General features: G+C 62.9%; 25 protein-coding genes and 1 tRNA gene. 15 read left to right on the top strand and 11 right to left on the bottom strand.

Going from position 1 to position 26,589, the window contains the following annotated elements; translation table 11 throughout:
• The first annotated feature begins 4 nt into the window (after positions 1-4).
• The 8 genes from D0B32_RS32940 to D0B32_RS16090 all read left to right on the top strand — a co-directional run bounded on the left by D0B32_RS32940 (position 5) and on the right by D0B32_RS16090 (position 5,688).
• Complete coding sequence (locus tag D0B32_RS32940) at positions 5-133, top strand: hypothetical protein (RefSeq protein WP_259295025.1); 129 nt, start codon at positions 5-7, stop codon at positions 131-133.
• 10 nt (positions 134-143) lie between these two features.
• Positions 144-341 (top strand): 50S ribosomal protein L35, encoded by a 198-nt coding sequence (gene rpmI / locus D0B32_RS16120; RefSeq protein ID WP_006052501.1) that lies wholly within the window; start codon positions 144-146, stop codon positions 339-341.
• A gap of 29 nt (positions 342-370) precedes the next feature.
• Entirely contained in the window at positions 371-730 is a 360-nt protein-coding gene (gene rplT / locus D0B32_RS16115; protein ID WP_006052502.1) for a 50S ribosomal protein L20, read from the top strand.
• A 157-nt stretch (positions 731-887) separates the two neighbouring features.
• Entirely contained in the window at positions 888-1,901 is a 1,014-nt protein-coding gene (pheS, locus tag D0B32_RS16110) for a phenylalanine--tRNA ligase subunit alpha (protein WP_181969826.1), read from the top strand.
• A 250-nt stretch (positions 1,902-2,151) separates the two neighbouring features.
• Positions 2,152-4,584 (top strand): phenylalanine--tRNA ligase subunit beta, encoded by a 2,433-nt coding sequence (gene pheT / locus D0B32_RS16105; RefSeq protein WP_117334993.1) that lies wholly within the window; start codon positions 2,152-2,154, stop codon positions 4,582-4,584.
• A gap of 69 nt (positions 4,585-4,653) precedes the next feature.
• Entirely contained in the window at positions 4,654-5,064 is a 411-nt protein-coding gene (locus tag D0B32_RS16100) for an integration host factor subunit alpha (protein ID WP_117334992.1), read from the top strand.
• A gap of 46 nt (positions 5,065-5,110) precedes the next feature.
• Positions 5,111-5,524, top strand: coding sequence for a MerR family transcriptional regulator (locus tag D0B32_RS16095; RefSeq protein ID WP_117334991.1), 414 nt, complete (start codon positions 5,111-5,113; stop codon positions 5,522-5,524).
• A gap of 87 nt (positions 5,525-5,611) precedes the next feature.
• A tRNA-Pro gene (locus D0B32_RS16090) sits at positions 5,612-5,688 on the top strand.
• Positions 5,689-5,940: 252 nt separating this feature from the next.
• Here the strand turns inward: D0B32_RS16090 and D0B32_RS16085 are convergent.
• Positions 5,941-6,417: a PRC-barrel domain-containing protein gene (locus D0B32_RS16085; protein ID WP_117334990.1), complete on the bottom strand. Its 477-nt coding sequence runs from the start codon at positions 6,415-6,417 to the stop codon at positions 5,941-5,943.
• Between the two features lie 182 nt (positions 6,418-6,599).
• Between D0B32_RS16085 and D0B32_RS16080 the strand changes: the two genes are divergently transcribed.
• Positions 6,600-6,887 carry a DUF1330 domain-containing protein gene (locus D0B32_RS16080; RefSeq protein ID WP_117334989.1) on the top strand — a complete coding sequence of 96 codons (288 nt, stop codon included), beginning with the start codon at positions 6,600-6,602 and terminating at the stop codon, positions 6,885-6,887.
• Positions 6,888-7,030: 143 nt separating this feature from the next.
• On the opposite strand, the gene ydiK is transcribed toward D0B32_RS16080, so the two are convergent.
• The 3 genes from ydiK to D0B32_RS16065 form a co-directional block, all read right to left on the bottom strand.
• A complete protein-coding gene (gene ydiK, locus D0B32_RS16075; RefSeq protein WP_117334988.1) occupies positions 7,031-8,146 on the bottom strand; it encodes an AI-2E family transporter YdiK in 1,116 nt (371 codons plus the stop codon).
• A gap of 188 nt (positions 8,147-8,334) precedes the next feature.
• Positions 8,335-9,099, bottom strand: a complete 765-nt coding sequence (locus D0B32_RS16070; protein ID WP_117334987.1) for a hypothetical protein — start codon at positions 9,097-9,099, stop codon at positions 8,335-8,337.
• A 143-nt stretch (positions 9,100-9,242) separates the two neighbouring features.
• Positions 9,243-10,799, bottom strand: coding sequence for a phospholipase D family protein (locus D0B32_RS16065; protein WP_117334986.1), 1,557 nt, complete (start codon positions 10,797-10,799; stop codon positions 9,243-9,245).
• 195 nt (positions 10,800-10,994) lie between these two features.
• Between D0B32_RS16065 and D0B32_RS16060 the strand changes: the two genes are divergently transcribed.
• On the top strand, positions 10,995-11,681 hold the full coding sequence (locus D0B32_RS16060) for an HAD family phosphatase (protein ID WP_117334985.1): 687 nt from the start codon (positions 10,995-10,997) through the stop codon (positions 11,679-11,681).
• A gap of 242 nt (positions 11,682-11,923) precedes the next feature.
• The gene (locus tag D0B32_RS16055; RefSeq protein WP_117334984.1) at positions 11,924-14,110 is read left to right on the top strand and encodes an FUSC family protein; all 2,187 of its coding nucleotides are present in this window, start codon (positions 11,924-11,926) and stop codon (positions 14,108-14,110) included.
• Here D0B32_RS16055 and D0B32_RS16050 read toward each other — a convergent pair.
• Positions 14,107-15,069 carry a substrate-binding domain-containing protein gene (locus D0B32_RS16050; protein WP_117334983.1) on the bottom strand — a complete coding sequence of 321 codons (963 nt, stop codon included), beginning with the start codon at positions 15,067-15,069 and terminating at the stop codon, positions 14,107-14,109. The two genes, D0B32_RS16055 and D0B32_RS16050, sit on opposite strands and share 4 nt — an antisense overlap.
• A 306-nt stretch (positions 15,070-15,375) precedes the next feature.
• On the opposite strand from D0B32_RS16050, the gene D0B32_RS16045 reads away from it, so the two are divergent.
• Positions 15,376-16,197 (top strand): alpha/beta fold hydrolase, encoded by an 822-nt coding sequence (locus tag D0B32_RS16045; protein ID WP_117334982.1) that lies wholly within the window; start codon positions 15,376-15,378, stop codon positions 16,195-16,197.
• Positions 16,198-16,278: 81 nt separating this feature from the next.
• Here D0B32_RS16045 and D0B32_RS16040 read toward each other — a convergent pair whose 3' ends face one another.
• A complete protein-coding gene (locus D0B32_RS16040; protein WP_117334981.1) occupies positions 16,279-17,088 on the bottom strand; it encodes an SDR family oxidoreductase in 810 nt (269 codons plus the stop codon).
• A 445-nt stretch (positions 17,089-17,533) separates the two neighbouring features.
• Here D0B32_RS16040 and D0B32_RS16035 point away from each other — a divergent pair, with 445 nt between their 5' ends.
• Positions 17,534-18,388, top strand: coding sequence for a phytanoyl-CoA dioxygenase family protein (locus tag D0B32_RS16035; RefSeq protein ID WP_117334980.1), 855 nt, complete (start codon positions 17,534-17,536; stop codon positions 18,386-18,388).
• A 97-nt stretch (positions 18,389-18,485) separates the two neighbouring features.
• Here D0B32_RS16035 and D0B32_RS16030 read toward each other — a convergent pair whose 3' ends face one another.
• Genes D0B32_RS16030 through D0B32_RS16015 form a run of 4 tightly spaced genes read right to left on the bottom strand, consistent with a single transcriptional unit; the run spans position 18,486 to position 23,499 of the window.
• Positions 18,486-20,069, bottom strand: a complete 1,584-nt coding sequence (locus D0B32_RS16030; RefSeq protein ID WP_181969825.1) for an efflux transporter outer membrane subunit — start codon at positions 20,067-20,069, stop codon at positions 18,486-18,488.
• A complete protein-coding gene (locus D0B32_RS16025) occupies positions 20,066-21,136 on the bottom strand; it encodes an efflux RND transporter periplasmic adaptor subunit (protein WP_117334979.1) in 1,071 nt (356 codons plus the stop codon). Before D0B32_RS16025 ends, D0B32_RS16030 begins: the two co-directional genes overlap by 4 nt.
• A 16-nt stretch (positions 21,137-21,152) precedes the next feature.
• Positions 21,153-21,362 (bottom strand): DUF1656 domain-containing protein, encoded by a 210-nt coding sequence (locus D0B32_RS16020; RefSeq protein WP_117334978.1) that lies wholly within the window; start codon positions 21,360-21,362, stop codon positions 21,153-21,155.
• Between the two features lie 43 nt (positions 21,363-21,405).
• Positions 21,406-23,499: an FUSC family protein gene (locus D0B32_RS16015; protein ID WP_117334977.1), complete on the bottom strand. Its 2,094-nt coding sequence runs from the start codon at positions 23,497-23,499 to the stop codon at positions 21,406-21,408.
• A gap of 376 nt (positions 23,500-23,875) precedes the next feature.
• On the opposite strand from D0B32_RS16015, the gene D0B32_RS16010 reads away from it, so the two are divergent.
• A complete protein-coding gene (locus tag D0B32_RS16010) occupies positions 23,876-24,253 on the top strand; it encodes a DUF5594 family protein (RefSeq protein ID WP_117334976.1) in 378 nt (125 codons plus the stop codon).
• A 16-nt stretch (positions 24,254-24,269) separates the two neighbouring features.
• Here the strand turns inward: D0B32_RS16010 and D0B32_RS16005 are convergent, their stop codons facing one another.
• The gene (locus D0B32_RS16005; RefSeq protein ID WP_117334975.1) at positions 24,270-25,661 is read right to left on the bottom strand and encodes a PLP-dependent aminotransferase family protein; all 1,392 of its coding nucleotides are present in this window, start codon (positions 25,659-25,661) and stop codon (positions 24,270-24,272) included.
• Positions 25,662-26,104: 443 nt separating this feature from the next.
• Here D0B32_RS16005 and D0B32_RS16000 point away from each other — a divergent pair, with 443 nt between their 5' ends.
• Complete coding sequence (locus D0B32_RS16000) at positions 26,105-26,587, top strand: MSMEG_0572/Sll0783 family nitrogen starvation response protein (protein ID WP_117334974.1); 483 nt, start codon at positions 26,105-26,107, stop codon at positions 26,585-26,587.
• The last annotated feature ends 2 nt before the right edge of the window (positions 26,588-26,589 follow it).

The raw sequence follows: 26,589 nt of genomic DNA, 5'->3' as shown, positions 1-26,589 counted from the left end.
TCCCATGAAAATGGCCGCGAATCCTGAAAAAGCGGCGACCAGCAAGACCGGTCTGCTGCATACCAAGTGGAGTGGGTTTCGAAGGGCGGGTAGTGGCCAACTGGTCGACCGCACACCCATATCCATCAAATAATGGAGTTGTCATGCCGAAGATGAAGACCAAGAAGAGTGCTGCAAAGCGCTTCGTGGTGCGTCCGGGCGGTACCGTCAAGCGCGGTCAAGCCTTCAAGCGCCACATTCTTACCAAGAAAACCACCAAGAACAAACGCCATCTGCGCGGTTCGACGGCAGTTCATGATTCCGATCTGAACTCCGTGCGCGCAATGCTGCCGTTCGCTTAACCCTTAACCGACACTCATAGGAGCGAAACATGCCTCGAGTAAAACGTGGGGTTACCGCACGGGCCCGTCACAAGAAGATCATCAAGCTGGCCAAGGGTTACCGCGGCCGTCGCAATAACGTCTATCGCATCGCCAAGCAGGCGGTCATGCGCGCAGGCCAGTACGCCTACCGCGATCGCCGCAACAAGAAGCGTGTGTTCCGCGCATTGTGGATCACGCGTATCAACGCGGCGGTGCGTCAGCACGACATGACGTACAGCGTGTTCATCAACGGCCTGAAGAAGGCTTCGATCGAACTCGACCGCAAGGTGCTGGCCGACATGGCTGTGTTCGACAAGGCTGCTTTTGCTGCGATCGTTCAGCAGGTGAAAGCCGCCGTTGCAGCCTGATTGCGCTTTGGGCAATTAAACTGCGTGGTTCGTTGCAGCGAACATCCGGTAGTCTCGGTGACGCTGCAACAAAAACGGGGCTCCTCACCGAGCCCCTTTTTTGTTGGTCGAACCAGTTTTGCATCGATTGAACACTGACGTAGAAAAGATGGGATCAATGGATCTGGACCAGATTGTCGCTGATGCGCAAAAAGCCTTCGCAGAAGCCTCCGACGTCACCACCCTCGAGAACGAGAAAGCCCGCTTTCTTGGTAAATCGGGTGCCCTGACAGAGCTGTTGAAGGGCCTTGGCAAACTCGATCCCGAGACGCGCAAGACGGAAGGCGCGCGGATCAACGTCGCCAAGCAGCAAGTAGAAGCCGCCTTGACGGCGCGCCGTCAGGCGCTGGCCGACGCGCTTCTGAACCAGCGCCTTGCCGCTGAAGCCATTGACGTCACGTTGCCCGGCCGTGGCACGGGTGCAGGCAGCCTGCATCCGGTCATGCGCACGTGGGAACGCGTCGAACAGATTTTCCGTACCATCGGATTCGATGTGGCCGACGGCCCCGAAATCGAAACCGACTGGTACAACTTCACCGCATTGAACAGCCCGGAGAACCATCCGGCGCGTTCCATGCAAGACACCTTCTATGTAGACGGCAAGGACGCCGACGGCCGTCAGTTGCTGCTGCGCACGCATACGAGCCCGATGCAGGTCCGCTACGCCCGCACCAACACGCCACCCATCAAGGTGATCGTGCCGGGCCGCACCTACCGGGTGGACAGCGACGCGACGCACTCGCCCATGTTCAACCAGGTCGAAGGCCTGTGGATCGACGAGAACATCAGCTTCGCCGACCTGAAGGGCGTCTACAGCGACTTCCTCAAGAAATTCTTCGAACGCGACGACATCCAGGTACGCTTCCGTCCGTCGTACTTCCCGTTCACCGAACCGTCGGCCGAAATCGACATGCTGTTCGAAACGGGCAAGAACGCCGGCAAGTGGCTTGAGATTTCCGGTTCGGGCCAGGTTCACCCCACGGTGATCCGCAACATGGGCCTCGACCCCGAGCGTTACATTGGCTTTGCGTTTGGCAGCGGCCTCGAACGGCTGGCCATGTTGCGCTATGGCGTGCAGGATCTGCGGCTGTTCTTCGAGAACGATCTGCGTTTCCTGCGTCAGTTCGCCTGACGCTGAACCGCTGAAGCGACTGCTGCGGCAACGCAGCCAACGCGACCAAGCCTAGCGGTCGTTTCAGCAAAGCAGGCTACAGACGCAACACCGTACAACGAGGGCGGCCGCGCACGCTGATCGACACAACGAGACGCAGCGCGCGACGCAAGCAACGCCACCGGCAGGGCGCGTGGTTATCCCACCAAGGGGTAACCGGACAAGGCCCTACCCGGACGTGGATTAACCTGATCAGAACGTACACAGAACCATGCAATTCCCGGAATCCTGGCTAAGAAGCTTTGTTGACCCGCAGATGACGACGGACGAGCTGTCGCACGCGCTGACGATGGCGGGCCTCGAAGTCGAAGGCCTGCGGCCGGCCGCGCCGCCGACCAGCAAGATCGTCGTTGGCCGGGTTCTCGAGGTGGTGAAACACCCGGACGCGGACAAACTCAACGTGTGTCAGGTCGACGCCGGCACGGGCACGACGCTCAACATCGTCTGCGGCGCACCGAACGTCGCGCCTGGCATCAAGGTGCCGGTCGCCCTCGTGGGCGCCGAGCTGCCGCCGGCCGAAGAAGGCGGTGCGCCGTTTGCCATCAAGCTGTCGAAGCTGCGCGGCGTGGAAAGCCAGGGCATGCTGTGCTCGGCCCGTGAGCTGAAACTCTCGGAAGATCACAGCGGCCTGATGATCCTGCCGGAAGACACGCCGATCGGTCAGGACATCCGCGAGACGCTGAATCTCGACGACACCGTGTTCGAAATCAAGCTGACGCCGAACAAGGCGGACTGCCTGTCGGTGTTCGGTGTGGCGCGCGAAACGTCGGCTATTACCGGCGCGCCGCTGCATCCGCTGGATATCAAGCCGGTCAAGGTCACGTTGAACGAGACGTTGCCCGTGAAGATTTCGGCGCCCGACCTGTGCGGCCGTTTCTCGGGCCGCGTGATTCGTGGCGTGAACGCACGGGCGAAGTCGCCGCACTGGCTGGTGGAGCGTCTGGAGCGTTCGGGTCAGCGCAGCATCAGCGCGCTGGTCGACATCTCCAACTACGTGATGCTCGAACTGGGCCGGCCGTCGCACGTGTTCGATCTGGACAAGATCCACGGCAGCATGGATGTGCGCTGGGGTCGCAAGGGCGAAACGCTGAAGCTGTTGAATGGCAACACGGTTGAAGTGGATGACACCGTCGGCGTGATCGCGGACGATCAGCACATCGAAAGTCTCGCGGGCATCATGGGCGGCGACAGCACGGCCGTCACGCTCGACACCGCCAACATCTATCTCGAAGCCGCGTTCTGGTGGCCGGACAGCATTCGCGGCCGCTCGCGCAAATACAACTTCTCCACTGACGCAGGACATCGCTTCGAGCGCGGTGTCGACTATGCGACGACCGTCGAGCACATCGAGCGCATCACGCAGTTGATCCTCGACATCTGCGGTGGCGAAGCGGGTCCGGTGGACGATCAGATCGTCAATATCCCGCAACGCGCGCCAGTGAAGATGCGGGTCGCGCGGGCGAATCGCATCATCGGCGTCAAGATCGACGCCGACGAGATCGCGCAGATTTTCACGCGCCTCGGTCTCACGTTCGAACGTGAAGGCGACGTGTTTTCGGTGACGCCGCCGTCGTATCGCTTCGACATCGAGATCGAGGAAGATCTGATCGAAGAAGTGGCGCGCATCTATGGCTTCGAAAAGATTCCGGCGCGCCCGCCCGTTGCGACGAGCGAGATGCGCGCGACCAACGAAACGCGCCGCACCCTCCACGACATTCGGCACGCGCTGGCTGCACGCGACTACGCGGAGACGGTGAACTTCAGCTTCGTCGACGCCGAGTGGGAGAAGGATTTCGCCGGTAACGAGCAACCGGTTCGTCTGCTCAACCCGATCGCGAGCCAGCTTTCGGTGATGCGCACGACGTTGGTGGGCAGCCTTATCGAAGTGCTGCGCACGAACCTGAATCGCCGCGCGGACCGCGTGCGCGTCTTCGAAGTGGGTCGCGTCTTCCTGCACGATCCGGCCATCAAGGCGGGCGAACTGCAGGTCGAAGGTTTCTCGCAGCCGAAGATGTTTGGCGCGCTTGCCTATGGCCCGGCGCTGGACGAGCAGTGGGGCGCGGCAACGCGTGGCGTGGATTACTTCGACGTCAAGGCCGATCTCGAAGCGGTGCTCGCGCCGGCAGTGGCGCGCTTCGTGAAAGCGGAGCATCCGGCGCTGCATCCGGGACGCAGTGCGCGGATTGAATTGAATGGTCGGGCAGTGGGCTGGATTGGCGAATTGCATCCGCGCTGGATGCAGAAATATGATTTGCCGCACGCGCCGATTCTGTTTGAAATCGAAGCCGACGCATTAATCCAGCGGGCATTGCCGGTACCTACGGAAGTATCAAAGTTTCCGCCGGTTCGCCGTGATATTGCGGTGGTCGTGGATGAAAAAATCGAGGTTCAGGCACTGCTGGACGAGATGCAAAAGGCGCTCGTCGAAGACGCCTGCAAGACCGTCAGAAGGGTTGCGCTTTTCGACGAATTTCGTCCAAAATCAAACACTTCCGGCGGATTGGCAGCTCACGAGAAAAGCCTTGCGTTCCGTGTGACCTTGCAAGATACTGGCGGGACCCTTCAGGACGAGACGGTCGATCTGGCCATTCAAACCCTGGTGGATCGTCTGGCTCGAGTATATGGCGCACGGTTGCGCGGATAACCCGCGGAATACTCTAAACGCGGCAGTTTCCGCATTTTCCGTTTCAGGTTGGCGCGCCATTTGATAGATATGAATGAAATGAACTCGAGTGATTTCGAAGCCCTTCTTACGGCGCAACGTAGCGCCATGATTCGCGATATTCCGACATCACCCGCTAACGCTTCGGCGGAAACGCCCACGCTCACCAAGGCAGAACTCGCTGAGTTGCTGTTCGACAATGTCGGACTCAACAAGCGGGAAGCGAAGGACATGGTCGAGGCGTTCTTCGAAGTGATTCGTGACGCGCTGGAAAGCGGGGATAGCGTGAAGCTGTCGGGCTTCGGCAACTTTCAGTTGCGCGACAAGCCGCAGCGTCCAGGCCGAAATCCGAAGACTGGCGAGGCAATTCCCATTGCCGCTCGTCGCGTTGTAACGTTTCATGCAAGTCAAAAGCTGAAGGCGCTGGTTGAAAGCGGCGCTGAGGCGAGCTTCGCGCGCTAATCGACTGGCGCGTTCCTGCGCAACCCACCACGACGGCTAACTGACGATGACAGCGACGATCGAAAAAGTCGTCTTGCCTCCGATTCCGGCGAAGCGCTACTTCACGATCGGTGAAGTGAGCGAGCTCTGCGGTGTGAAACCGCATGTGCTGCGCTACTGGGAGCAGGAGTTCACGCAGTTGCGACCGGTCAAGCGGCGCGGCAATCGCCGTTACTACCAGCACCATGAAGTGCTGCTGATCCGGCGGATTCGCGAGTTGCTGTATGAGCAGGGCTTCACCATCAACGGTGCGCGCAACCGGCTCGATTCGCATGGCGGAACACATGGCGCCGGCCCTGCTGAAGAGATGGTCGAGGAAGGCGAGGTGATGGAACCGGCGGCAGCGTCGACGATGGCCAGCGTGGATGTCGATCAGTTGCGCAAGGAACTCCTGCACGTGATCGACTTGCTGAGCCATTGATTAGCCCACTGATTTGCACGCTTGCTGTTTTTGTTGGTTGCCAGCGGTTCTAATCGAGCAAAGTGTCTGTTATACTTTTGTGCTGTTCGGGGCGTAGCGCAGCCTGGTAGCGTACCTGCATGGGGTGCAGGTGGTCGGAGGTTCAAATCCTCTCGCCCCGACCAAGAATCAAACCCGCACACCGTAAGGTGGTGCGGGTTTTTCTTTTGGTGCGGCGGATTCATCTGAGGCGGAAGGGAAGGGCAAAAAACCGATTGCCAACGAAACCAAAAATTACTACGGACTACGACATAATTACTTGCGTCAAAATCTTTGCCGAGCCGCAGACAACGACCAACCCCTCCCACCGTTTGCGCGACCTCCCCGCGCAAACGGCCACCTCCAGATTAAACGCAACCTACAACGCCAGCCTGCCCTCAATGCCCCAGCGGCGAGCGCACATCCGGATCGTCTTCTACGACCTCCTGCGTCGCAAGCCAATAAGGCTGTCGATTGTAATAACTATGCGTCGTGGTGCCCCACTTCGAATCAGCCATCGTCGGCCAGTGGTCCTTGTCGAAACCCGGTTCATCTTTCAGACGCTGTGCAGTGATGTCGACGTGGAAGCATTTCTGATCCGTGTCGAGCGTCAGAGCGTTCCACGGGATGGCGTGCAGGTTGGCGCCCATGCCCAGGAAGCCCCCCTCGGCCAGCACGGCGTAAGCGATCCGTCCGCTGCGCACATCGAGCATGATGTCGGAAATCTTGCCAACATGCTCGCCGTCCGAGGACATCACCTTGTTGCCGTCGAGTGTCGCCGCGGCCATGATTTCCGGTCCCGGGCCTTCTCCGACACCGCCGCCAATCACGTTCGCTCCGCTGCGCGTATCACCTTGAGGATTGATTGAGCCCATTATTGCCTCCTTGGAAAATGGTGTATCCATAGGCGCGCAAGGGGCATACCTGAGACGGGCGCGCTACACCCAATGCCAAGAACGCAGCGACCACGAGCGTGTTGCGAGCGGGGTAAGATCACGGAGTTGGTCCGCTGTAGAACGGCACTCTATCCACCCTCATCGCATCAGGAGCGCACGGCATGGCTACATACATCGTGTTTACCCGGGAAAGCACGCAGGATCAGACGGAACTCGACGTTTATTCGAGCAAGGTGGGCCCCACATTTAGCGGGCATCCTGTGAAGGTTCTGGCGGCTTACGGACCGCAACAGGTTCTCGAAGGTGACGCGCCCGAGGGCGTCGTGATCCTGGAGTTTCCGACCACGGAAGCCGCGCGTGGCTGGTATGACAGTCCCGCGTATCAGGAGGTCGCCCAGCACCGCTTCAAAGGTTCACGCTATCGCGCGGTGCTCGTGGAAGGCGTGTAACGAGGCGTGCGCTCGGGGCGGCGCGATTACGTGCTGCTGCTGCATCGCGATGCAAAGCGATGCAGCAGCAGCGACCCTCGACGCACTGCAGGCCGTTCCGAGCCAGTGACATCCAACGCACGGGACGCTGGCACAAAGCGCGCTTAATGTTGCCCATCCACCCGTGGATCGACCGGCGCCGTCGTCACCGGGTTTCCCGGCGGCACCGGCCGCTCGTTGATCCACGCATTGAGCAGGGTGCTGGTGACCGCGAGAATCACCGGCCCCATGAACAGGCCCACGATTCCGAACGCAAACATCCCGCCCAGTACACCGGCAAGGATGAGCAGCATCGACAGGTTGACGCCGCGTTTGATGAGCATCGGCCGCATGAAGTTGTCGAGCATGCCGATCATCACCGACCAGATGAACAGCAGTACGGCGGCCACGTGCGCGCCGTGCCAGAACAGCCATGCGACGCCGCCGAGCAACGGCAACATGGGCCCGATCTGCGCGAGACACAGCATCAACATCAGCGCGGTGAGAATGCCCGCGCCCGGCACACCCGCTATCCACAGGCCGATCCCGCCCAGTGCGGATTGCGTAACCGCGGTCACGACGATGCCAAGCGCCACGGCGCGCACGGCGGCGCCCGCCAGCACGGCCGCCTGCGCGCCACGCTCGCCGGCGATGCGCGTGGCAAGACGCAGCACGAACGCGCCGGCCTTCTCGCCCTGGCTATACAGAATGCCGGTGATGATGACGGTCACGAACATATGAATCACGAAGGCGCCGACCAGTGCCGCATGTCCGAACATCCAGCGCGCGGCAATGGTCGCGTAGGGCTCCAGTCTCGCGAGCAGGCCGCCGGGACCTGCATCGGAGAGTGACTGCCATTCGGTCGAGACGCGATGCCCCACGACCGGCACATCGCCCACCCAACCCGGTGGCGGCGGCAACGCGTAGTCGGGCAGGTGCTTGATGGTGTCCATGATCTCGCCCGCGTGTTCGGCGAGCGTCGAGATCGCCGCATATAACGGCAGCACGATCACCACCAGCAGGATGACCAGCATCACGGTGGTCGCGATCCAGCGGCGATTGGCGCAGCGTCGCTGCACGGCCAGCATGGCGGGCCACGTGGCCACCACGATGGTAGTGGCCCAGATCAGCCCTGGAATGAAGGGACGCACGACGTACAGGCTGCCTATCGTCAAGCCGCACAGGATGACGACAATGAGCATGATGCGTGCGATGTCGACGGTATCACGCTGATTCAACATATCGCTCTCCACAATGAGGGGTGTTGCGTGACGCATGTGTCGAGGCAACTTGAGTACTGGATACTAATGCATTGGCGCAACGACATTGGCGATGCGCATCAGTAAAACGCCTGAGCGGGGCGTGTCGCGAGCCAGCCCACGCAGCAAACCCACGCAGCAAACCCACGCAGCAAACCCACGCAGCAAACCTAGTGGGACATCGATTGCGCAGTGCTGAGCAGATTCTGCGGCACGACCCGAATGATGCCATTGCGCGGACTGTCGATATCCGCAATGAGCATGACCGAGAGCGACACCACCAGCGGCATCACCAGCAGAAAGCGCTTGAACAGCGTCGCAGTACGCGCACCGTAACCCACCAGCACGTTGCAAAACGCGCCGATCACGATCATTAGTGTCCACGCCGCAAGCGGAATGCGATTCCACCATGCCGCCTGCGTGTAACCCTGCGTATTGATGACATCGTTCATGCCGGCCACCGCCAGCGCGGTGACGGGGGTAGGCTGGGCAAGCGCCGCATTCTTGAGATCGACCCACATCTGATCTTCGAGCTTGCCGGTAGCCGCGTCGATTTCCGCCAGCCGCTGCGCATCGGTCACCTGATAAAACAGGATGCGTTGCTCCAGATACTTGACGAGCAGGGCGCGCACGCTGCTGGCCATCGCATCGGGTAGCAGATTCGCCCGTAGATACTCCGTGCCGATCGCGTTGGCCTCTTCTTCTTCGTAGTTCTTGCGCTGATCGTAGCGGCCCACCGCCATCGAGAGACTAAAGCCGATCACCAGTGCCAGCAGCGTCAACGTCGCGGACTGCACCACGCTGAAGTCCTCGCGCATCTCGCTGTCGAGCGGCTTCTTGCGGCGCAGTACGGACGCGCCGAACCATGCCGCGACCGACATCAGCACGAACGACACAAGAAAGAAAATCAGCGGGTGGTTCGTCAGTTCAGTCATGCGTCGCTCCAAAGCGTTGGGTTGTCGCGATACTGATGAGATGACAGCGGCTATGACTCCGTACGCTAACGCCGCGATTCAAGGCTGCAATTCAAAGCCGCAACTCAAAGCTGTGACTCAAAGCTGTGACTCAAAGCTGTGACTCAAAGCTGTGACTCGATCGGCAGCAGGCCAAGAAACCATATTCCGATCCGCTTCATCGTCGTGACATCGGGCTCGCTGAGTTCGGCGGTGGTGCCATCGGGCCGCGTATCTATCCAGACAATGCGGGTCTTGCCGTTCGCGTCCTGACGCTCTTCGAGCCGCCACGCAATCTGGTTGAGTTTCGGTTCGAGTCCGTCGACCACCTGCGCGGCCGCCGCCGGGCTTTCGCAATACACGCCGACTTCGGTGTTGAGCGTGACGGAACGCGGATCGAGGTTCATCGAGCCGATGAAAATGCTGCTGCGATCGAACACGTAGGTCTTCGCATGCAGCGAGGCTTTCGACGAACCGAGAATGGATTTCTTCGTATGCCCGTCGTCGTCTTCGTCGGCGGCGGGCTTCAGCTCATAAAGATGCACACCGGCGTCGAGCAGATCCTTGCGATAGCGCTGATATCCCGCGTGCACAGCGGCGACATCCGTGGCGGCGAGCGAGTTGGTGAGCACCGTCACACTCACGCCACGCTGTGTCAGCGAACGCATCCACGCTACGCCGTCTTTGCCCGGTACGAAATACGGCGAGACGATCAGCACTTCCTTCTGCGGCTGGATAGCGAGCGCCTTGAATTGCGTGAGCAGGTGGCCTTGCGCATCGTCGGGCGAGCGCGTGATCTTGGCCGGGTCGTCGTAGAGCAGGGTGGCTTTGCCCCACGAGAAATCGGTGTCTTTCGGCGCGAGGGTTTCGTTGAGCCGTTCGCTGGCCTTCGCGACATACGGCGTGTCGCGATTGGCGAGCACGAAGGCGTGCAGCTTCTCCCGATAAGCCGGCAACGCATCCGGGGGAGCGGTGTGACCCGTCAGATTCTCGATCGGGTACGCGGCGTCCGAATTCCAGAATTGATCGAAGGCCGTGGACACGCGATGCACCACCGGCCCAAAGGTCAGCACATCCAGATCGCCGAATGCGACGTCGCTGGAGGCGCCGAAGTACTCGTCGCCAATATTGCGGCCGCCGAGAATCGCCGCCTGGTTGTCGGCGATCAGCGCCTTGTTGTGCATGCGCCGGTTGATGCGCTTGAATTCGAGCGCACTGCCGAGCTTCTTGAAAGTCCGGTCCGCAACCGGATTGAACAGGCGTATCTGGATGTTGGGATGCGAGGCGAGCGCGAGCAGCACGCGGTCGTCGGCGTTGGTGCCGAGATCGTCCAGCAGCAAACGCACCCTGACGCCGCGATCGGCCGCGTTCAGCACGGCATTGGCCAGATAGCGCCCGGTCAGGTCGTCGTGCCAGATGTAGTACTGCAAATCGAGTGTGCGATCCGCGGCGTCCGTCAGCACGATGCGCGCGAGCAGGGCGTCGACGCCATCGGGCAGCAGATGAAAGGCGCTCTGCTCCGGGTGCTTCTGTTCCTGCGGCGCGAAGGCCGTGCCGAGCCGCGTGCCGCCAGTGTCGACGAGCGCATGCGTTTCGATCCGGTTGGCCTGCGGCGGCAAGCCGACACAGGCAGACAGCAACAGGACAGCGAGGGCCGCGAGCATGCCGCGAAGCGTCGTCATGGGGGACTCCTTCTCAGGTTCCTGTGCGAGAGCAAGGCGAGTATAGCGACCAGCCTCGTATGACTGTCAATGGCTATCGAGCATGCGCGCCCATCTTGCGTAGCCGGAGTGCGGGCCGCCCACGCAGTGAACACCGGCGCCGAACCTGAAGTATCCTTGGACGCTGCAATCCCGCAGATACTTCGCATTGACACAATGACAGACTTCCCCTTCGACGCCGTGCTGTTCGACTGTGACGGCGTGCTCGTCGACTCAGAACCCATCACCAACCGCGTACTCGCCCGGATGCTCGGCGAACTGGGCTGGCAGATCACACCCGAGGAAACGCTGCGGGTCTTCGTCGGCAAAGCCGTGAAGGATGAGACCGCGCTGATCGAAGCGAATACCGGCGTGGCCATCACGCAGACGTGGCTCGAAGACTTCAGGGCGCAGCGCAACGAAGCACTGGAGCGCGAACTGGTCGCGATCGAGGGCGCGGCGTTCGCCGTGCGCGAATTGCATGCGCGACTCAACGGACGGATCGCGGTGGCCTCCGGCGCGGATCGGGTCAAGGTGGAACTGCAGTTGCAGAAGATCGGCATTCTGGATTGCTTCGAAGGCCGTATTTTCAGCGGCCATGAGACGCCGCGCAGCAAGCCTTATCCGGACGTGTATCTGGCGGCCGCCGAGGCCCTCGACGTGGACCCTGCACGCTGTGCGATCGTGGAAGATACCGTGACGGGCGCTACCGCAGGGGTGGCCGCGGGCGCCACGGTGTTTGGCTACAGTCCGGGTCAAGCCGGCCACAGCGACCCGGATGCGTTGCGCGCCGTGGGTGCCGTACAGGTGTTCAGGGACATGGCGCAATTGCCGGCGCTCCTCGCAGCGTGGTCGCGCGGCTAGCCTTCCTTGACGCGTGCGACTTCATAGGCGGCAGTCCTCAGCGAATGTGCGGCAATGAGCGGCAATGAGCGGCAAGGACTTGCTCGATGGCCAAAAGGCATGCTTTGCATGCACCGATCTCATATTTGTGGTCAGGGTTTACCCGTATTATTCGGCATGGTGGATCAATGACGCGGCGGGTTGCTTCAGACGCCCGTCATTGCCGCTTTCGACTAACACCGTGACTCGATTCCGCAGGCGCCATGTTCGGTCCTCTCCATCGCCGGGTAAGACACGCAGCCGGCCGCCGCCTGACCACGCTGCACGCGCTGACGGCCATTCTGGCGCGCCGCCGGCCGGTGTGGATGGTGTCGTTCGCGGTGGCGGAGACCAACCTCTCAGAAGGGCTGCGGGCCGCGTGCGCGTCGACCGCCATGCTGCTGCTCGGCAATCTGCTGCACGACCCCGCGTTCGCGTGGGCGGCTATCGGTGCGTTCTGGACCTGCCTCGCGGATGCCGCGGGCACCAACCGCATGCGCCTCGCCTCGATGCTGAGTTTCGCGCTGCTGTCGAGCTTATGCGGCGGTCTCACGGCCTTCGTGTCGGGCTGGTCGGCGGGCCTGCCGTCAGGCGTTGCCTCAGGGTTGCCGTCCGGTCTCTCATCTAACCTTGGGCTGTGCGCCGCGACGGCTGCGATCCTCGTCTTTGCGACCGCCGGCGCGCTGTGCCGGATCTGGGGTTCAGCGGCTGCGCAAGTGGGCATCCTCGCGGCCACCGCCTGCGTGGTGATGGTCGACAAACCCATGCACGACCCGCATAGCGGTCTGCGCTTCGTGGCGATCTATCTGTCGGGGTGTCTGTTCGCGCTGGTGCTGAGTCTGACGCTCTGGCGCATTCATCCGTTCGCGCCGAGCCGCGCGGCCGTGCGCGCAGTGTATGGCCGTCTTGCGGATATGGCGTTCGACGGCGCGCGTCTTCTGCGCCACGAAGGCGCGGACTTCCGGCATTGGGCGAGCCACGCGGCCACGTTTCGCGGTGAGGCGCGCGGCGCGCTCGAAACCGCACGTACGGTGCTGGCCAAGGTGCCCAACGCGCGCGCCGATCACCGCGCCACTTACGAGAATCTGCTGATCGCGCTGGCGGATACCGAGCGTCTGTTCGCCTATCTGATCGCCGTCACCGACGCCTGCGAACGCGGCCATCTCAGTGTGCACGAGCCGCAGCGCGCGGCGCGGCTGCTCTCGGCGATGGCCGAGGTGGCACGGCGTATTGGTCGCGCGATTCACGACGAACCCGCGGCGGCGCCGGTGGCGCTGCAACATCGTTTGCACAAGCTGGCCGGCCAGCTGGAGACCGCCCTGGGTCAGCCGCTCGCGCTGCGGCTGCACGGCACGGGACCGCTCGACTTCGATCCCGCGCCACGTGAGGCGCACGCGTGGTGGCGGGCCGCCGCCGACAACCTCGCGCAGGCCTGGCTCACGCTGAAGGCGAATGCCACGCGCAAGTCAATCGGCTTGCGGCACGCCGCGCGCGTGGGCATTGCGGTGACAGCGGGCTTCGCGATCGTGCGCGCGCTGCATTTGCCGTTCGGCTACTGGGCCACGATGGCGACGCTGCTGATCCTGCAACCGTCTATCGCGCTCACCTGGCCGCGCAGCATCGAGCGGGCGGCGGGCAGCATCGTCGGCGCCTTGCTGGCGGCAGCGATCGGTCTCGCGGTGCATTCGCCGGTCGCAATCGCCGTGATCGTGTTTCCGCTGATCTGCGCGACGATGGCACTGCGTCCCGTCAGCTATAGCCTGTTCGTGCTGTTCCTCACGCCGACCTTCGTGCTGGTGGCCGACTTCGCGACGCCCGGTGCGAGCGAGCTGATCTATGCATTGGCGCGGCTCGGCAACAACGTGCTCGGCAGCGTGATCGCCTTGCTCGCGACGTTCGTACTGTGGCCGAGCCGTGAGCCGGTGGATTTCCGCACGCGTCTCGCGGATGCCGTGCGAGCTAACCTCGCTTATCTGGTGAGCGCGTTACGCCACGTAGGCGGCGAATCCGGTGAAGCTGGTGAGCCCGCCGAGGCGGAGCACGAGGTCGAACTGCAGCGGCGTGCCGCGGGTCTCGCCAGCAACAACGCGGAAGAATCGTTCAACCGTCAGCGGCTGGAACGGCTCGACAGTTCGGTGGCCGACCGCGCTGCGATCACGGCGCTCGCACTCCTGCGCCGGCTGGCCGGCACCGCCACGCGGCTACGGCTGACGGCGCAGCGCGAACCGGTGGACCGTGAACTGGCCGGCTGGATCGACGCGGTGAGTGGCGAGATCGACGCGCATCTACGCGACACGGCACTCACACCGGCCGCAGCCGTGTTTGCCCGCGAGCATCTGTCACTGGTCGAAGCGGACGCAGTCAATCAGGTAGCGCATCTGCGGCGTCTGCTGGTGCAGAACAACTCTTAGCGCGTCTTGCCCGTCACCAGTTGCAGCGGCGTTTCGATGAACGGCGACAGGTCCTGTTCGCGCGTGTGCTCGTCGAGTGCCTTGAGCGCGACATCCACCCCGAACACGGCCTGACGCGCGGCGAACTGATCGACCGTGGCGAGGATGCGGCCGGAGTCGATGAACGACGTGATGGACGCGTCGTTGTTGTAGCCGGTGATGTAGACATTGCCGGTGCGATGCGCAATGCGCACGGCGTCCACCGCGCCGGTCGCCATGCTGTCGTTGGCGCACAGCAGGCCGCGGATGTGCGGATGCTGGTCGAGCATCACGCTGGCTGCTGCCTTGGCCTTGCTGTAGACCCAGTCGCCCGGTGCGATGGCCGCGATCTTGATGTGCGCGGCGTTCATCGCTTCGCGGAAGCCGTCGGTGCGCTGTTGTGCATTGCGGTCGGTGACGACCCCTTCGATGATGCCGACTTCGTCGCCCGGCTTGAGCTTGCTCGCCAGATAGTTCGCCACCAGCCGCGCGCCCTTGAGATTGTCCGGTCCGATGAACGGCACGGCGATATGCGCGGCCTGCAGCGCGGCTTCATCGAGCGGGTTGTCGATGGTGGTCACGATGATGCCCGCGTCGATGGCACGCGCCACCACCGGCACCAGTGCTTTCGAATCGGTGGGCACCAGCACGATCGCGTTGATGTGCGAGGCAATCAGGTCCTCGACGATGCGGATCTGCGCCGCCGTATCCGGCTGCGCGTCGCTGCTGCGCACCACGAGGTCGAACTGCGAGGCGAAATGCTTTTGATAGTTCTGTGCCGCGCTCAACATGGCCATCGTGAACGGATCGGCAGGGGACTTCATGACCAGGGCGATCGTGGCCTTGCCATTCAAAGCGGCATTCGCGATTCTCGAATTCATCAGACCGGCGCTTGCGAGTACACCGGCCACCAGCACGCGTCGGCGTGTCTTCTGTACCATTGGCTTCCTTTGCTGTTGCGCGAGACGATGCGACGCGCGCGGGCGTCGACATGGCGCGCAGGCCAATGATACAGCGGCTCCGTGACGATTCGCGAGTGGCAGCGATGAAGTGACGCCAACAGTTAGAGCATGAGCGCAGCGCGCTTTTATTCAGCTTTCAAGTTTTTGCTTCATCATCTAAGCTCAGTCGTGTAGCAACGCACGATTGCTCGCGGCTTCTCATCTTGTCCTCCCCGCTTTCCCCACCTCCGGCGCTGCAGTCGCAGTTGCGCCGGCCTTCGTTTCGCACAGACAGGAGCGTGTTTTATGAACTACGTGACCACTCAGGACGGCGCAAAGATCTTCTACAAGGATTGGGGCACCGGCCAGCCGGTCGTGTTCTCTCATGGCTGGCCGCTGTGCGCGGACGCCTGGGACGTGCAGATGCTGTTTCTGCTGCAAAAGGGTTACCGGGTGATCGCGCATGACCGCCGCAGCCACGGCCGTTCCAGTCAAACCGGCACCGGCAATGAAATGGACACATATGCCGACGACCTCGCCGCGCTGATCGAATCACTCGACCTGAAAGATGCGATGCTGGTGGGGCACTCCACGGGCGGCGGCGAAATCTCCCACTATGTCGGACGTCACGGTACGAAACGCGTCTCGAAGATGGTGCTGATCAGCGCCGTGCCGCCGTTGATGCTAAAGACCGAGGGAAATCCCGGAGGCGTGCCGATGGAAGTGTTCGACGGCATCCGCAACAGCACGGCCAACGACCGCTCGCAGTTCTTCAAGGACCTGGCCATGCCGTTCTATGGCTACAACCGTCCCAACGCGAAGGTCGAGCAGGGCGTGATCGATGAGTTCTGGCGCGAAGGGATGATGGGCTCCATCCTCGGTCTCTACGAATGCGTGAAGCAGTTCTCGGAAGTGGACTACACCGCCGATCTCGAGAAGATCGACGTGCCCACCTTGATCCTGCAAGGCGACGACGACCAGATCGTGCCGCTCGAGAACTCCGGCCGCAAGTCCGCACAGATCGTGAAGAACGCGACGCTCAAGGTCTACCCGGGCGCCTCGCACGGCATGTGCACGACCGAGTCGGCGAAGGTATGCGCCGATCTGCTCGAGTTCCTGCAGTCCTGACGCAACGCGTAAGTTGAAAGCGGGTTGGCGGCTACGTGAGCGCCAACCCGCTTTGCTTTCAGGAGCGGGCGCGCGTGAATTTCAAAGCGGATGGGCCGGATGCGGCGCGTCGTCGAATGCGCCCCATACCGATTGATCGAAGTTGACCATCGAACCGGTCATCATGCCCGATTCGTCACTCGCCAGAAACGCCACCGCGCGCGCCGCTTCTTTGGGATCGATCAGGCGGCCGAACGGCTGCGCGGCACCTGCCTGTTCCAGCCAGTTGGCCGCGGCGCCGTGGTATTCACGCTGGATGCGGTCCTCGCCGTCCGATGCCATCCAGCCCAGATTCAACCCATTCACGCGAATCCGGTTGCGCAATAACGCGTAGGCCGTGTTTTGCGTGAGCGTCGCGAGCGCACCCTTCGACGCGCAATAAGCGGCGATAAACGGCTGACCGGCCATAGCCGACATCGAGCAGACGTTGACGATGCTCCCCGCTATGCCTTCGCGGCGCATCACCTTAATCGCGTCCTGCATCAGGAAGAAGGGCGCGCGCACGTTGGTGGCGAACATGCGGTCGAAGAGGGCCGGGTCGGTGTCGAGGATCGTGCCGCGGTCGGTCATGGCGGCGGCATTCACCAGCACGTCGACGCGCCCGAAGCGGCAATCCGTGCAGGCAATCAGCTTGCGGCAGGCGTCGACGTCTTCCAGATCGGTCTGCACGAAACGCACGTCGGCGCCGCTCGCTTCGCTGAGTTCACACGCCTTCGCTTCACCCTTCTCGCGCGAACGTCCACAGATCACGATGCCGCGCGCGCCACGCTCGGCAAACAGGGTGGCAATCGCCGCTCCCAGTCCCTGCGAGCCGCCGGTGATGACGGCGACCTTTGATTCGAATGGCTGCATGATTGTCTCCATTGAGTGTCTGCATTGCGTGAGCCGTCAGCGCGGCGTAAAGCATCTTTCTTCGTGGTAACGCGTTGCCTTGAAATTGCTTAGGATGACAGAGGAATGAGATGACTCGCTTGCGATCTGCGGCGCAGGACGAGCGACGGGTAAGAGCCTCAAGCCACAAGCCACAAGCCACGAGCCACGAGCCACGAGCCCGATAACCCCACCACACCCACACGCCTCGACCGCCACGATGCTAAAGGATCGCGCCGCATTCTTCACATAGAACACTGATGGACTTCCATCAAGAAGCACGCGGGCCACGCGCGTTGCGCCGTTCCGCTGTTGGAAAGATTATTCCAATCCATTTTTAATTGCAATAAATCTTGCATCCGGGTGCTGGCGGTCCTATCCTTGGCAACAAGGCGGTCCACGAACCGTCGACCTCATGGAGACAGTCATGCAAAGCGTTACCCCCGAGGCCTTCACCCCGGAGATTGCCGTCGAAGCCCTGCTGCGCGGACCGGGCGCCATCCGCATTCGGGGCCTGTTCAGCCCCGAGCAAGTCGCCGAGGCGCGCCGTATCGTGATGGCGCATTCCGAAGACCGCGCGCAAACAGTCACGCATTTTCAGGGGGAGGCCGCACAGGACCAGCGTCTGCATCTGCAACGCCGGGTCTGGAATCTATTGGCGAAGGGCGAGGTGTTCGCGCAGATGGCCGAGCAGCCCGCTATCGTCGCGGCCATGCAGCGTTTTCTCGGCGAAGACTTCATCATGGGCTCGATTGCGGCGAACCGCATCCTGCCCGATGGTCCGGGGCAGGAGCCGCATATCGACTACCCGTATTGGGACTTTCATGCGCCGGATACCTTTCCGCTCGGCATCAACAGCAGCTTTCCGCTCAACGCGCAGGTGACGATTCCGTTGGACCCGTTTACGCCGCAGACGGGCGCGACGGCTTTCATTCCGCACACGCAGCATGAACTGCGCTATCCCGCCGAGGCCGACCGTTTCTACGAGCGCTGCGAGCGCATGGAAGCCGATCCCGGCGACGCGATTCTGTTCTTTGGCGCCACGTGGCATTGCGCCATGCCGAACCACAGCGCGCAGGATCGCAGCGCCGTGCTGATCCAGTATCTGCCGAAGTTCGTGAAGCCAATGGAGGATTTGCGCGCGATGGTGGGCGAGGCGTTCGTGCGCAAGGCGAGTCCGACCATGCGGCAACTGCTGGGTCTGAATTTCCCGTACCCGCAGAATCTCGATGCCATTGCACAGGCGACCAACGCGGAAGGGCGCAAGGGCGCGATGCGCTGAGAGGCGTGCCCCTGGACAAGGGCAGCGGCCTCTGTGGATGTTTCGATGGCGGTGTTTGCTGCGGCTGAGCGTCTTGTCGAGCCCGCTGTTGCGCAGCTTATTGCGTGGCCGGCGCCGACGTCGTGGAAGTGGTTTGCGGCGCAGCGTTTGCAGGCTTCGCCGGGTTGGATGGGTCAGCTGGCGTCTTGCCGTCTCCCTCCGTCTCCCAGCCTCCGCCCAGTGCAAGGAACAGGTTCGCCTGATCGAGTGCGACCTGACCTTCGGCGGCGGCTACCTGGGCGTGTGTCGCCGTCAGCGTTCGCGTGGCATCCAGGTCCGCAATATACGAGAGCCGCCCACCCACATACAGTCGATGCGTTTCACTGGCCGACGCGCTGGCCGATTTCAGCGCCGCCCGCAAGGCCTCGGCGCGGCTGTAGTCCGACACATACGTGGCGAGGCTCGACTGCGTTTCGCGCAGTGCATTCAGCACGACACCGTCGAAACGCGCGAGCGCGGCCGTGCTCGCATCCTGTGCTTCCCGCACCCGGCCGCGCGCGCCGTTAGTCGGGAAGGTCCAACTGATCAGCGGTCCGAAACGCCAGTAATCGGTAGGCTGGGTGCCGAGGTCTTCGAGCACACCCGTCATCCCGGCGCCCGCGCCGAAGCTCACGGTGGGATACAGCGCGCCGGTCGCCACGCCGATGCGCGCCGTCGATGCCGCCAGTTGCCGTTCGGCTTCGCGCACATCCGGACGACGCCGCAGCAGTGCGGCGCCGTCGCCGACCGGGATCGGCTGGGCGATCTGCGGAACCTTGTCGCAGGTCTTCACCGCCGGCGGCAGGTCGGACGGTGCGCGCGCCAGCAGCATCGCAAGCTGGTACTGGGCAATCTTGCGACGCGCGGTGTAGCGGGGGATGTCAGCCGTGAGCGACTCCACCTGGGTCTGGCCGCTCGTCACGTCCGGCTGATTGCCGCGGCCCGCCGCGAGCAGCCGCCGTGAAATGTCGACGCGCTGCTTCTGCAACGCGAGCGACTGTTGCGCGACCGCAAGTTCGTCGCCGGACGAACAGGCTTCGATATACGCGCGCACGACATTGGCGACCACCGTGATACGCGCGAGATCAGCGGCGGCCTGGGTGGCTTCGCTATCGGCGTCGGCCGCTTCGACGCCACGCTTGAGCTTGCCGAACAGATCGAACTCGTACGAGATGGCGATGCCGACATCGCCTTCGTTCGCGACCGGCACCTTGCTGAACAGCAGATATTGTTCGGCGGATTCCTGAGCCCGTGCGAACGCTGCCGTAGCGTGGCCGGAAAATCCGCCCTGCGCCTGCGCGACGCCCAGCGCCTCCTGCGACCGCGCGAGGTTGGCGGCGGCGACCCGCAGGTCGGTATTCGACGCCATCGCCTGGTCCACCAGTTGTTCGAGCACCGGATCGTCGTACAGATGCCACCATTTGATCGGCACCGCGTCCTGCGAGATGTGCTGGCCGTCCACGTCCGGCAGCGCGGAGTTGGCGAGTGGCGCGTTGACCACCGCCGTGTCGGGCAGCTTGTAGTTCGGCCCGACCACGCAGGCACTCAGCAGACAGGCGCTGAGCGCGAGCATGAGCGGCAGCTTCGGCAGCCGCGGCGAGCGAGGCGAGCATCGCAATGCGGGCCGCTGTCGCGAGAGAACGGAGGCGCGTGAGGTTTTCATCGTGCCGTGCTCGCCATCGGCTGTGACGCCGCTTTGCCCTCAGCGGGCGCAGCAGAAGCGGCAGACGTCACCGGCATGACCGCCGTACCGGAAGCATTGGCCACCGTAGCACTGGACTGCACACTCGCTGCCGGTGCCGAAGCCGCTGTCACGCCCGAGGCCGAACTACGATCCGACGTGAAGCCCGGTCCAATGGACGGCGCAAGCCCGCGCACCGAGACCGTCGCCGTGCGTCCGGCAATCATGCGGAAATCCTTCGGAATATCGTCGAGCGCAACCCGCACCGGGATGCGTTGCGCGAGCCGCACCCAGCTAAACGCCGGGTTCACGTTCGGCAGCAGGTTCGAACTCGGCGTGCGGTCGCGGTCCTCGATGCCGGCCACGATGCTTTGCACGTGCCCGCGCAAAACGCCGGGCTCGCCCATCACCTTGATATCCACGCCCTGGCCGATGTCGATGCCGCTCAGCTTGGTTTCCTCGAAGTAGCCATCCACGCGGAACGAGTGCATGTCCACCACCGACAGCACCGCGCGCCCGGCCGCCGCGAATTCGCCCACGCGCGGCGCGCGGTCGTTCAGATAGCCGTCCACCGGACTGACGATGTTGGTGCGCTGCAGGTTGAGTTTTGCCGTATCCACGGCCACCAGCGCGTCGGCCAGTGCCGCTTCGCCCTGCTCGACGCGCGAGCGGCTTTCTTCCGCGATTTCACGCGCCACGAGGTCGCCCAGTTGATGATTGCGCACGTCTTCGCGGCGCGCCTGATCGAGCGTGGCACGGCGCTGCTGCACCGTGGCTTCGGCCGTGCGCAGCGCCAGCGTGTAGCGCGCCTGGTCGATCACGAACAGCGTTTCGCCGGCTTTTACCTGCTGGTTGTCGTTGACGTCCACCTCGGTAATCAGCCCGGAAATATCGGGCGCCACCTGGATGATGTCGGCGCGGATACGCCCGTCGCGCGTCCACGGCGAGAACATGTAGTAGTCGACCATTTTCCACAGCGCAAAGCCCGCAATCACCACGACGACCAGGGTCAGCAGGATCTGACCAACGGAGAACCAGGTTTTTTTCACGTTAAATTCACGTTATTTACGTTATGAAGTGGTGCGAAACAATCACGACCAGACCCAGCACCAGCACATAGATGCCGAGATCGAAAATGGAGCGGTGCCACACGAGCCGGTAAAAGCCGGTACGCCCCAGCAGTTTGCGGATCACCAGATTGATCAGATAGGCGATCAGCATCAGCACGAGTATGGCAGGCACGAACACGCCGAAGATGTCGATTTCGCCGATCATCGCAGGTTGCACTCGAGAAAGGGCGGTGGGCTCGCTGGACGCATCACGCGGCGGGTTCCTGGTTAGGCGTTGGCAGTGGGGCGATGGTGGCAGGAAACAGCGAAAGCCGCAGCCCAACCAGCGCATGAATCGCCTCGCGCAATTGCCGCGCGTAGACCGGTGTGCCGTCCTGGGCGTTGGCGAGCCCTTGCGCGTTGACGCGCGCGAGCGCGGCGTCGATGTCCGACATCAGGGCGGGCGGCACGGGCTGGCGGCCGCGCCGGTCGATGCAGGTTTCGAAGTAGTGGCGAATGCCGTCCAGCACGTGGTCAATGGCGGCGGGCGTCTCGCCATTCAGGCGCGGGCGCAGACGGCGCAGGTCGAGCGCGTTGAAGGCAATGCGCAGATCGCGGAAGCTTTCAATGGAAGGATGGCGCTGGTCGTCCGTGGCGGCGAGGCGCGGGATCAGTTGCATCAGACGGTCGAGCATGCGCGCGGCGAGATTGCGCTGATCTTCAATGGGCCGGGTGGACGCGCTCAGCACCACGTCCGCCCAGCTCGAACGCATCAGGCGCGACGCCGCCAGTTCGGCGCCGAACGGCCGCGTTACGCGGGTCCAGAGATACGCGTAGAGCAACCCGGCCAGCCCCGCCGTATTGCTGTTGATGAACACCAGGAAGTTGGCGTCGTAAGCATCCTGAATGCTGATGAAAGTGGCGGTATTGACGGCCACCAGCATGGTGGCGAGATTGAACTGCGGACGCGGAATCAGGGTGCCCACCAGGATGAACGGCCCGGCGAACAGGATCACCAGCATCGGGAAGTCGTGCACGTTAGGCAGTACGACGAATAAGTACAAACCCGCCAGTGCGACGCTGGCCGCCGTGGCGGTGAAAAAGCGGAACACCTGGGGCGCGGGGTCGTCGAGCGCGGCGAAAAAGCAGCACGCCACCGCCGCCAGCGTCACGGCGCCCGCGCCGTCGTTCCAGCCGGAACTGATCCACAGGAAGCAGGCCACGATGATCGCGCCCACCGCCGAGCACACGGAAAACAGCATGATGCCGCGATCGAAGTAGCGCTCCGTGCCGCCTACGCGCCAGTGCCTGAAACGTGGCTGCCAGTTGCCTTGTTCGTCACGGATGATGATGCGCAGCGTGCGGCAGTCCTGCCACACGTCCACCAGTTGTTTCAAACGCCACAGCGCGTTTGACAGCAGCGCGCCTTCCCAGCTCGCCAGCGCGGCCGCCGCCGGCTGCAAGGCCTCGATGCGGGCCCGCAGGGTATCGGCTTCAACGGCAGCGGCGGCGTCGTTGCGGGCCGTGCGGATGGGTGTCTCGAACCATTTGACGACCTCGGCGAGCAGCGCCTCGAGACCGGCGGGGCGCACCTGGGGGGCGCCGCCGAGCAGCGCCATCAGCGGATCGGCCAGCGACGACATGATGGGCAGCAGCAACTGCATGCGCTCGCGCAGCGAATGGGCGCGCGCCAGCACGTCGGGGCGGGTGTGGTCGTAGGCGAGCTGGCTCAGCAACAGTTCAAGGCCGTTGACCGTGGCCGCGAGCCGCTGGCGGCATGCCGACACATGCGCGCCGGCGATGGTGCCCGAAAGCGTCAGGCTGGCGTACAGCGCGGCATCGCGGAACCAGCTATCGGTGCGTTCGATGATGGTGGAGGCCAGCCGGTTCGGCAACACCACGCTGCCGACGATACTGGCGCAGACGATGCCCACCGTGATCTCTTCGGTTCGCGTGATCGCGAGATCGAATACGTTAGTGGGGCTGAACACGGCGGGCAGCGCGATTAGCGGCATGGTGTAGCCGGCGAGCAGGAACACGTAGCTGCGCGCGGTACGGTCGGAGATGGCGCGATAGAGACACGTGCCGGTCCAGACCGCGACGATGACGCTGAAAAGATACGGTGATTCGACGAACGGCGGCACCAGCAGGATGGCCGCCGAAGCGCCGAGCGCGGTGCCCAGCGCCCGGTACAGCGCCTTGGAACGGGTTGCGCCGACAAATGGGTTCGACACGATGTAGACCGACGCCATCGCCCAGTAGGGACGCGGCAACTGGAACGCGAGCCCGATATAGAGGGCGAGCATGGCCGCAGCGAAGGTCTTGACCGAAAACAGCCAGTCACGCAGTGAGGGGTAAATCATGGGTTACGTGGCACGGGTGTTCGCGTGGTATCCATCCACCGTCGCCGCGGGTGACGCTTGCGACCTGTCGCAGGTGTCGGCACGAGGGCGGCGGACGCCGGGGTGCGGGGCATCAGGATTCGACATGGTTCGCATGGTTTAGGGATGGATTGACGCTGCCGGTAGTCTACCTCCGGTTTTTATCTGTCGCGACCTCATAACGGCCCGTATCATAAATGATGCTTACGAAATCATGCGCTCAACCCTGCAAGGCGGCGCGAGTGTCATTGCGGCGCAACACAATGGCCCCTCGTCCCCACGGCGAAGGGTTGTTCCGCGTGCTGCAACGCGTTGTAGCGGGCAGCAAGACCGCGCAACGATCGAGGAAGGAGCTCGTATGAATCCAGAGACGATAATCAGGTTCGACACGGAATTCGCGCCGCGCATCGCGGCCACGATTGCCGGTCTCGATCCCGCCGTGCGTGTCGAGGTGCTGCCTTACCAGGGACATGGCCATCCCACCCGCGTGCGGATTTTCGCGGCGCCGAGCGAAGCGCTGCGGCATTATCCGCATGCTCTGAACGTGCATCTGACCTGGGACACCGACGAGATCGAACGCTTGATGGGCGAGGGCGGCGCCGCGCGCTTCGACAGCTATCTGCAGGCGATCCCCCGCAAGCTCGACGCGTGGCGCAATGCCCGCGAAATCGACTTCCGTTCGCACTCGCAAGGAGAGCCTGAGATGCTGCTCGGCGGTCTGGACTTCGAGTCGTGATCACTGACGTCCGGTTTCACATGATCGCCGAATGCAGATGGTGCGGATGCTCCAGCGTATCCGCGATGATGCGCAAGGCCTCTTCGCACTCGTCGCGGTTTTTCGAACCGCCCAGGCAGATGCGCAACGCGTTGGGCGGATTGCCGTCGGTCGAGAAGGCGGCACTCGCGACCGCGGCAATGCCCTGATTGCGCAGTTGCAGCGCGAGTTCCGAAGCGCTCCAGCCGCCTTCGCCGGCAATCGGCAACCATAGATGAAAGCCATCGGGATGCGCGTCGTAGGTCCACTCGCCGAGCACGCGCGTGGCAATCGTCTGACGCGCTCTCGCTTCGCCGCGAATGGCGTTGAGCATGTCGAGCGCCGTGCCGTCGACCACCCATTGCGTCGCCAGCGCCACCGTGAAGGGACTCGCCATCACGGTCGTGGCGCGCAACGCGCCGGCGAGCCGCTGCGTTTGACGCGGTGTCGGCGCACGCAGATACGCCACCCGCAAGCCCGCGCCGAAACTCTTCGATAAGCCCGTCACGTAGTAGGTCAACTCCGGCGCGAAGCTCGCGAGCGCGTCGGGCGTCTGCTGCGGCAGCATCGCATAGGCGTCGTCTTCGATGATCGGCACGTTGTAGCGCAGCGCGACATCTGCAAGCGCTTCGCGGCGTTTGTGCGTGAGGGTGAGGGTGCTGGGATTTTGCAGCGTCGGATTGCAATAGAACGCGCTCGGCTTGTCGGTCTTGCAGAGCGCTTCGAACGCATGCGCGAGCGGTCCTTCGTCGTCGCGTGCCAGCGCCTGCAAGCGCACCCCGAGTTGCGCGGCAATCGCCTTGATGCCTGGGTAAGCGAGCGTGTCGAGACAGATCATCGCGCCGGGCCGAGCCAGTTGCGACACCAGCGCGACCAGTGCGCTGTGAATGCCGGGGCAGACGAGCACGGTGTCCGACGTCACCTCCGGTAGCCGCCGCTTGAGCCATTCGGCGCCGGCCACGCGGTCGGCGAGCGAACCGCCGAAGTCCTGGTAGCGCAACAACTGGTACGGATCGCTGTCGGCCATCAAACGCGCGGCGGATTCGCGCAGACGCGCCGCATAGTCCGCCGGCTCCGGCGGCGTGTTCATGGTCATTTCAATGCTGCTGCCGCCCGAGAGCGGCAGTGTCGCGGTACGTCCGCGCACGAATGTGCCGCTGCCCGCGCGTGAATCGAGCAGGCCGCGTTTCTTTGCTTCGGCATAGGCGCGCGCCACCGTCGTGTAGTTCAACGCCAGTTCGTCGGCCAGATCGCGCAGACCCGGCAAGCGGTCGCGCGGCCTGAGGCGGCCCGTAGCGAGGTCCTCTTCGATCAGGTCGGGAATCGCCAGGTAAGCGGGCTTGCGGATTTCGGCGAGGCGTTTGATCCAGTGATGTGTCGGGCTACTCATTGTTTTTTGTGCGGATAGAAGACGGTTGAAAACCGCGCCGCGCGAGACGAATGTGAAGGGAAACGCGGCACGACGTACATGGTTTTTCAGCGCGACAAAGTGATCGCCTGCAATGATCGGATTGATCGTATGTGGTGAATGACTGCACCTGCCCGGCGCATCGCCACACGTTCATCGCACCCGGCTGGTGCGATTCGCGGCTGGATGGCGGTTTGCAACGGCAACGCTCGCTTAACGCAACCTTCGGGCCAAAAATTTTTTCGGGGCGCTTAACGAATGATCGTCTGTTTGATTGGAAAGTGATTGCATTTGCAACCGCTGCGAGTGGCACGGCTGTTGCCTTATAGAGTTCGGCGCGGACGTCCCGTATGTCACGCGGCGTCCTGTTTTCAAGCCCGTTTTTCAGCCCGTTTCCATTCACGCGAACCTCATTGGAGAGTGCCATGCCAGCCGTCGACAAACCGCTACACAAGAAGGGCGATTACCTCGTCGATTACGAAGAGAAAGTGTTCGAGGACGTGAAGGCGGAGCCCGGTGAAAAAGCGCTCGTCACGTTCCATACGGTCGCCTTCGAAGGCTCGATCGGCTTCGTCAATCTGCTGCAGGCCACCCGTTTGCAACGCAAGGGCTTCGAGACATCGGTACTGCTGTACGGCCCGGGCGTCACGCTCGGCTTGCAGCGCGGCTTCCCCACGCTCGGCGACGAAGCGTTTCCGGGTCACCTGAACTTCAACAAGCAACTGATGAAGTTCATGGAAGAAGGCGGCAAGGTATACGCGTGCCGTTTCGCGTTGCAGGCGCTGTATGGCCACGGCGAAGCCTCGCTGATCGAAGGCATTCGTCCGATCAGCCCGCTCGACGTGCTGGACATCCAGCTTCTCCATCGCAAGGACAACGCACTGATCATCCACACCTGGACGGTCTGAGC

It is taken from the genome of Paraburkholderia sp. DHOC27 (genome assembly GCF_003429005.1).
Taxonomy (GTDB): Bacteria; Pseudomonadota; Gammaproteobacteria; order Burkholderiales; family Burkholderiaceae; genus Paraburkholderia.
This window is presented reverse-complemented; position numbering and strand designations above follow the sequence as displayed.

Excerpts from the sequence above, each read along its gene's own strand:
- rpmI (WP_006052501.1), top strand. The coding sequence starts at position 144 with ATGCCGAAGATGAAGACCAAGAAGAGTGCTGCAAAGCGCTTCGTGGTG.
- D0B32_RS16095 (WP_117334991.1), top strand. The coding sequence starts at position 5,111 with ATGACAGCGACGATCGAAAAAGTCGTCTTGCCTCCGATTCCGGCGAAG.
- D0B32_RS16040 (WP_117334981.1), bottom strand. The coding sequence starts at position 17,088 with ATGCAGCCATTCGAATCAAAGGTCGCCGTCATCACCGGCGGCTCGCAG.
- D0B32_RS16085 (WP_117334990.1), bottom strand. The coding sequence starts at position 6,417 with ATGGGCTCAATCAATCCTCAAGGTGATACGCGCAGCGGAGCGAACGTG.
- D0B32_RS16055 (WP_117334984.1), top strand. The coding sequence starts at position 11,924 with ATGTTCGGTCCTCTCCATCGCCGGGTAAGACACGCAGCCGGCCGCCGC.
- D0B32_RS16065 (WP_117334986.1), bottom strand. The coding sequence starts at position 10,799 with ATGACGACGCTTCGCGGCATGCTCGCGGCCCTCGCTGTCCTGTTGCTG.
- D0B32_RS16070 (WP_117334987.1), bottom strand. The coding sequence starts at position 9,099 with ATGACTGAACTGACGAACCACCCGCTGATTTTCTTTCTTGTGTCGTTC.
- D0B32_RS16010 (WP_117334976.1), top strand. The coding sequence starts at position 23,876 with ATGAATCCAGAGACGATAATCAGGTTCGACACGGAATTCGCGCCGCGC.
- rplT (WP_006052502.1), top strand. The coding sequence starts at position 371 with ATGCCTCGAGTAAAACGTGGGGTTACCGCACGGGCCCGTCACAAGAAG.
- D0B32_RS32940 (WP_259295025.1), top strand. The coding sequence starts at position 5 with ATGAAAATGGCCGCGAATCCTGAAAAAGCGGCGACCAGCAAGACCGGT.
- D0B32_RS16035 (WP_117334980.1), top strand. The coding sequence starts at position 17,534 with ATGCAAAGCGTTACCCCCGAGGCCTTCACCCCGGAGATTGCCGTCGAA.
- D0B32_RS16045 (WP_117334982.1), top strand. The coding sequence starts at position 15,376 with ATGAACTACGTGACCACTCAGGACGGCGCAAAGATCTTCTACAAGGAT.
- ydiK (WP_117334988.1), bottom strand. The coding sequence starts at position 8,146 with ATGTTGAATCAGCGTGATACCGTCGACATCGCACGCATCATGCTCATT.
- D0B32_RS16100 (WP_117334992.1), top strand. The coding sequence starts at position 4,654 with ATGAATGAAATGAACTCGAGTGATTTCGAAGCCCTTCTTACGGCGCAA.
- D0B32_RS16050 (WP_117334983.1), bottom strand. The coding sequence starts at position 15,069 with ATGGTACAGAAGACACGCCGACGCGTGCTGGTGGCCGGTGTACTCGCA.
- pheT (WP_117334993.1), top strand. The coding sequence starts at position 2,152 with ATGCAATTCCCGGAATCCTGGCTAAGAAGCTTTGTTGACCCGCAGATG.
- D0B32_RS16080 (WP_117334989.1), top strand. The coding sequence starts at position 6,600 with ATGGCTACATACATCGTGTTTACCCGGGAAAGCACGCAGGATCAGACG.
- D0B32_RS16005 (WP_117334975.1), bottom strand. The coding sequence starts at position 25,661 with ATGAGTAGCCCGACACATCACTGGATCAAACGCCTCGCCGAAATCCGC.
- D0B32_RS16030 (WP_181969825.1), bottom strand. The coding sequence starts at position 20,069 with ATGAAAACCTCACGCGCCTCCGTTCTCTCGCGACAGCGGCCCGCATTG.
- D0B32_RS16060 (WP_117334985.1), top strand. The coding sequence starts at position 10,995 with ATGACAGACTTCCCCTTCGACGCCGTGCTGTTCGACTGTGACGGCGTG.
- D0B32_RS16020 (WP_117334978.1), bottom strand. The coding sequence starts at position 21,362 with ATGATCGGCGAAATCGACATCTTCGGCGTGTTCGTGCCTGCCATACTC.
- pheS (WP_181969826.1), top strand. The coding sequence starts at position 888 with ATGGATCTGGACCAGATTGTCGCTGATGCGCAAAAAGCCTTCGCAGAA.
- D0B32_RS16000 (WP_117334974.1), top strand. The coding sequence starts at position 26,105 with ATGCCAGCCGTCGACAAACCGCTACACAAGAAGGGCGATTACCTCGTC.
- D0B32_RS16015 (WP_117334977.1), bottom strand. The coding sequence starts at position 23,499 with ATGATTTACCCCTCACTGCGTGACTGGCTGTTTTCGGTCAAGACCTTC.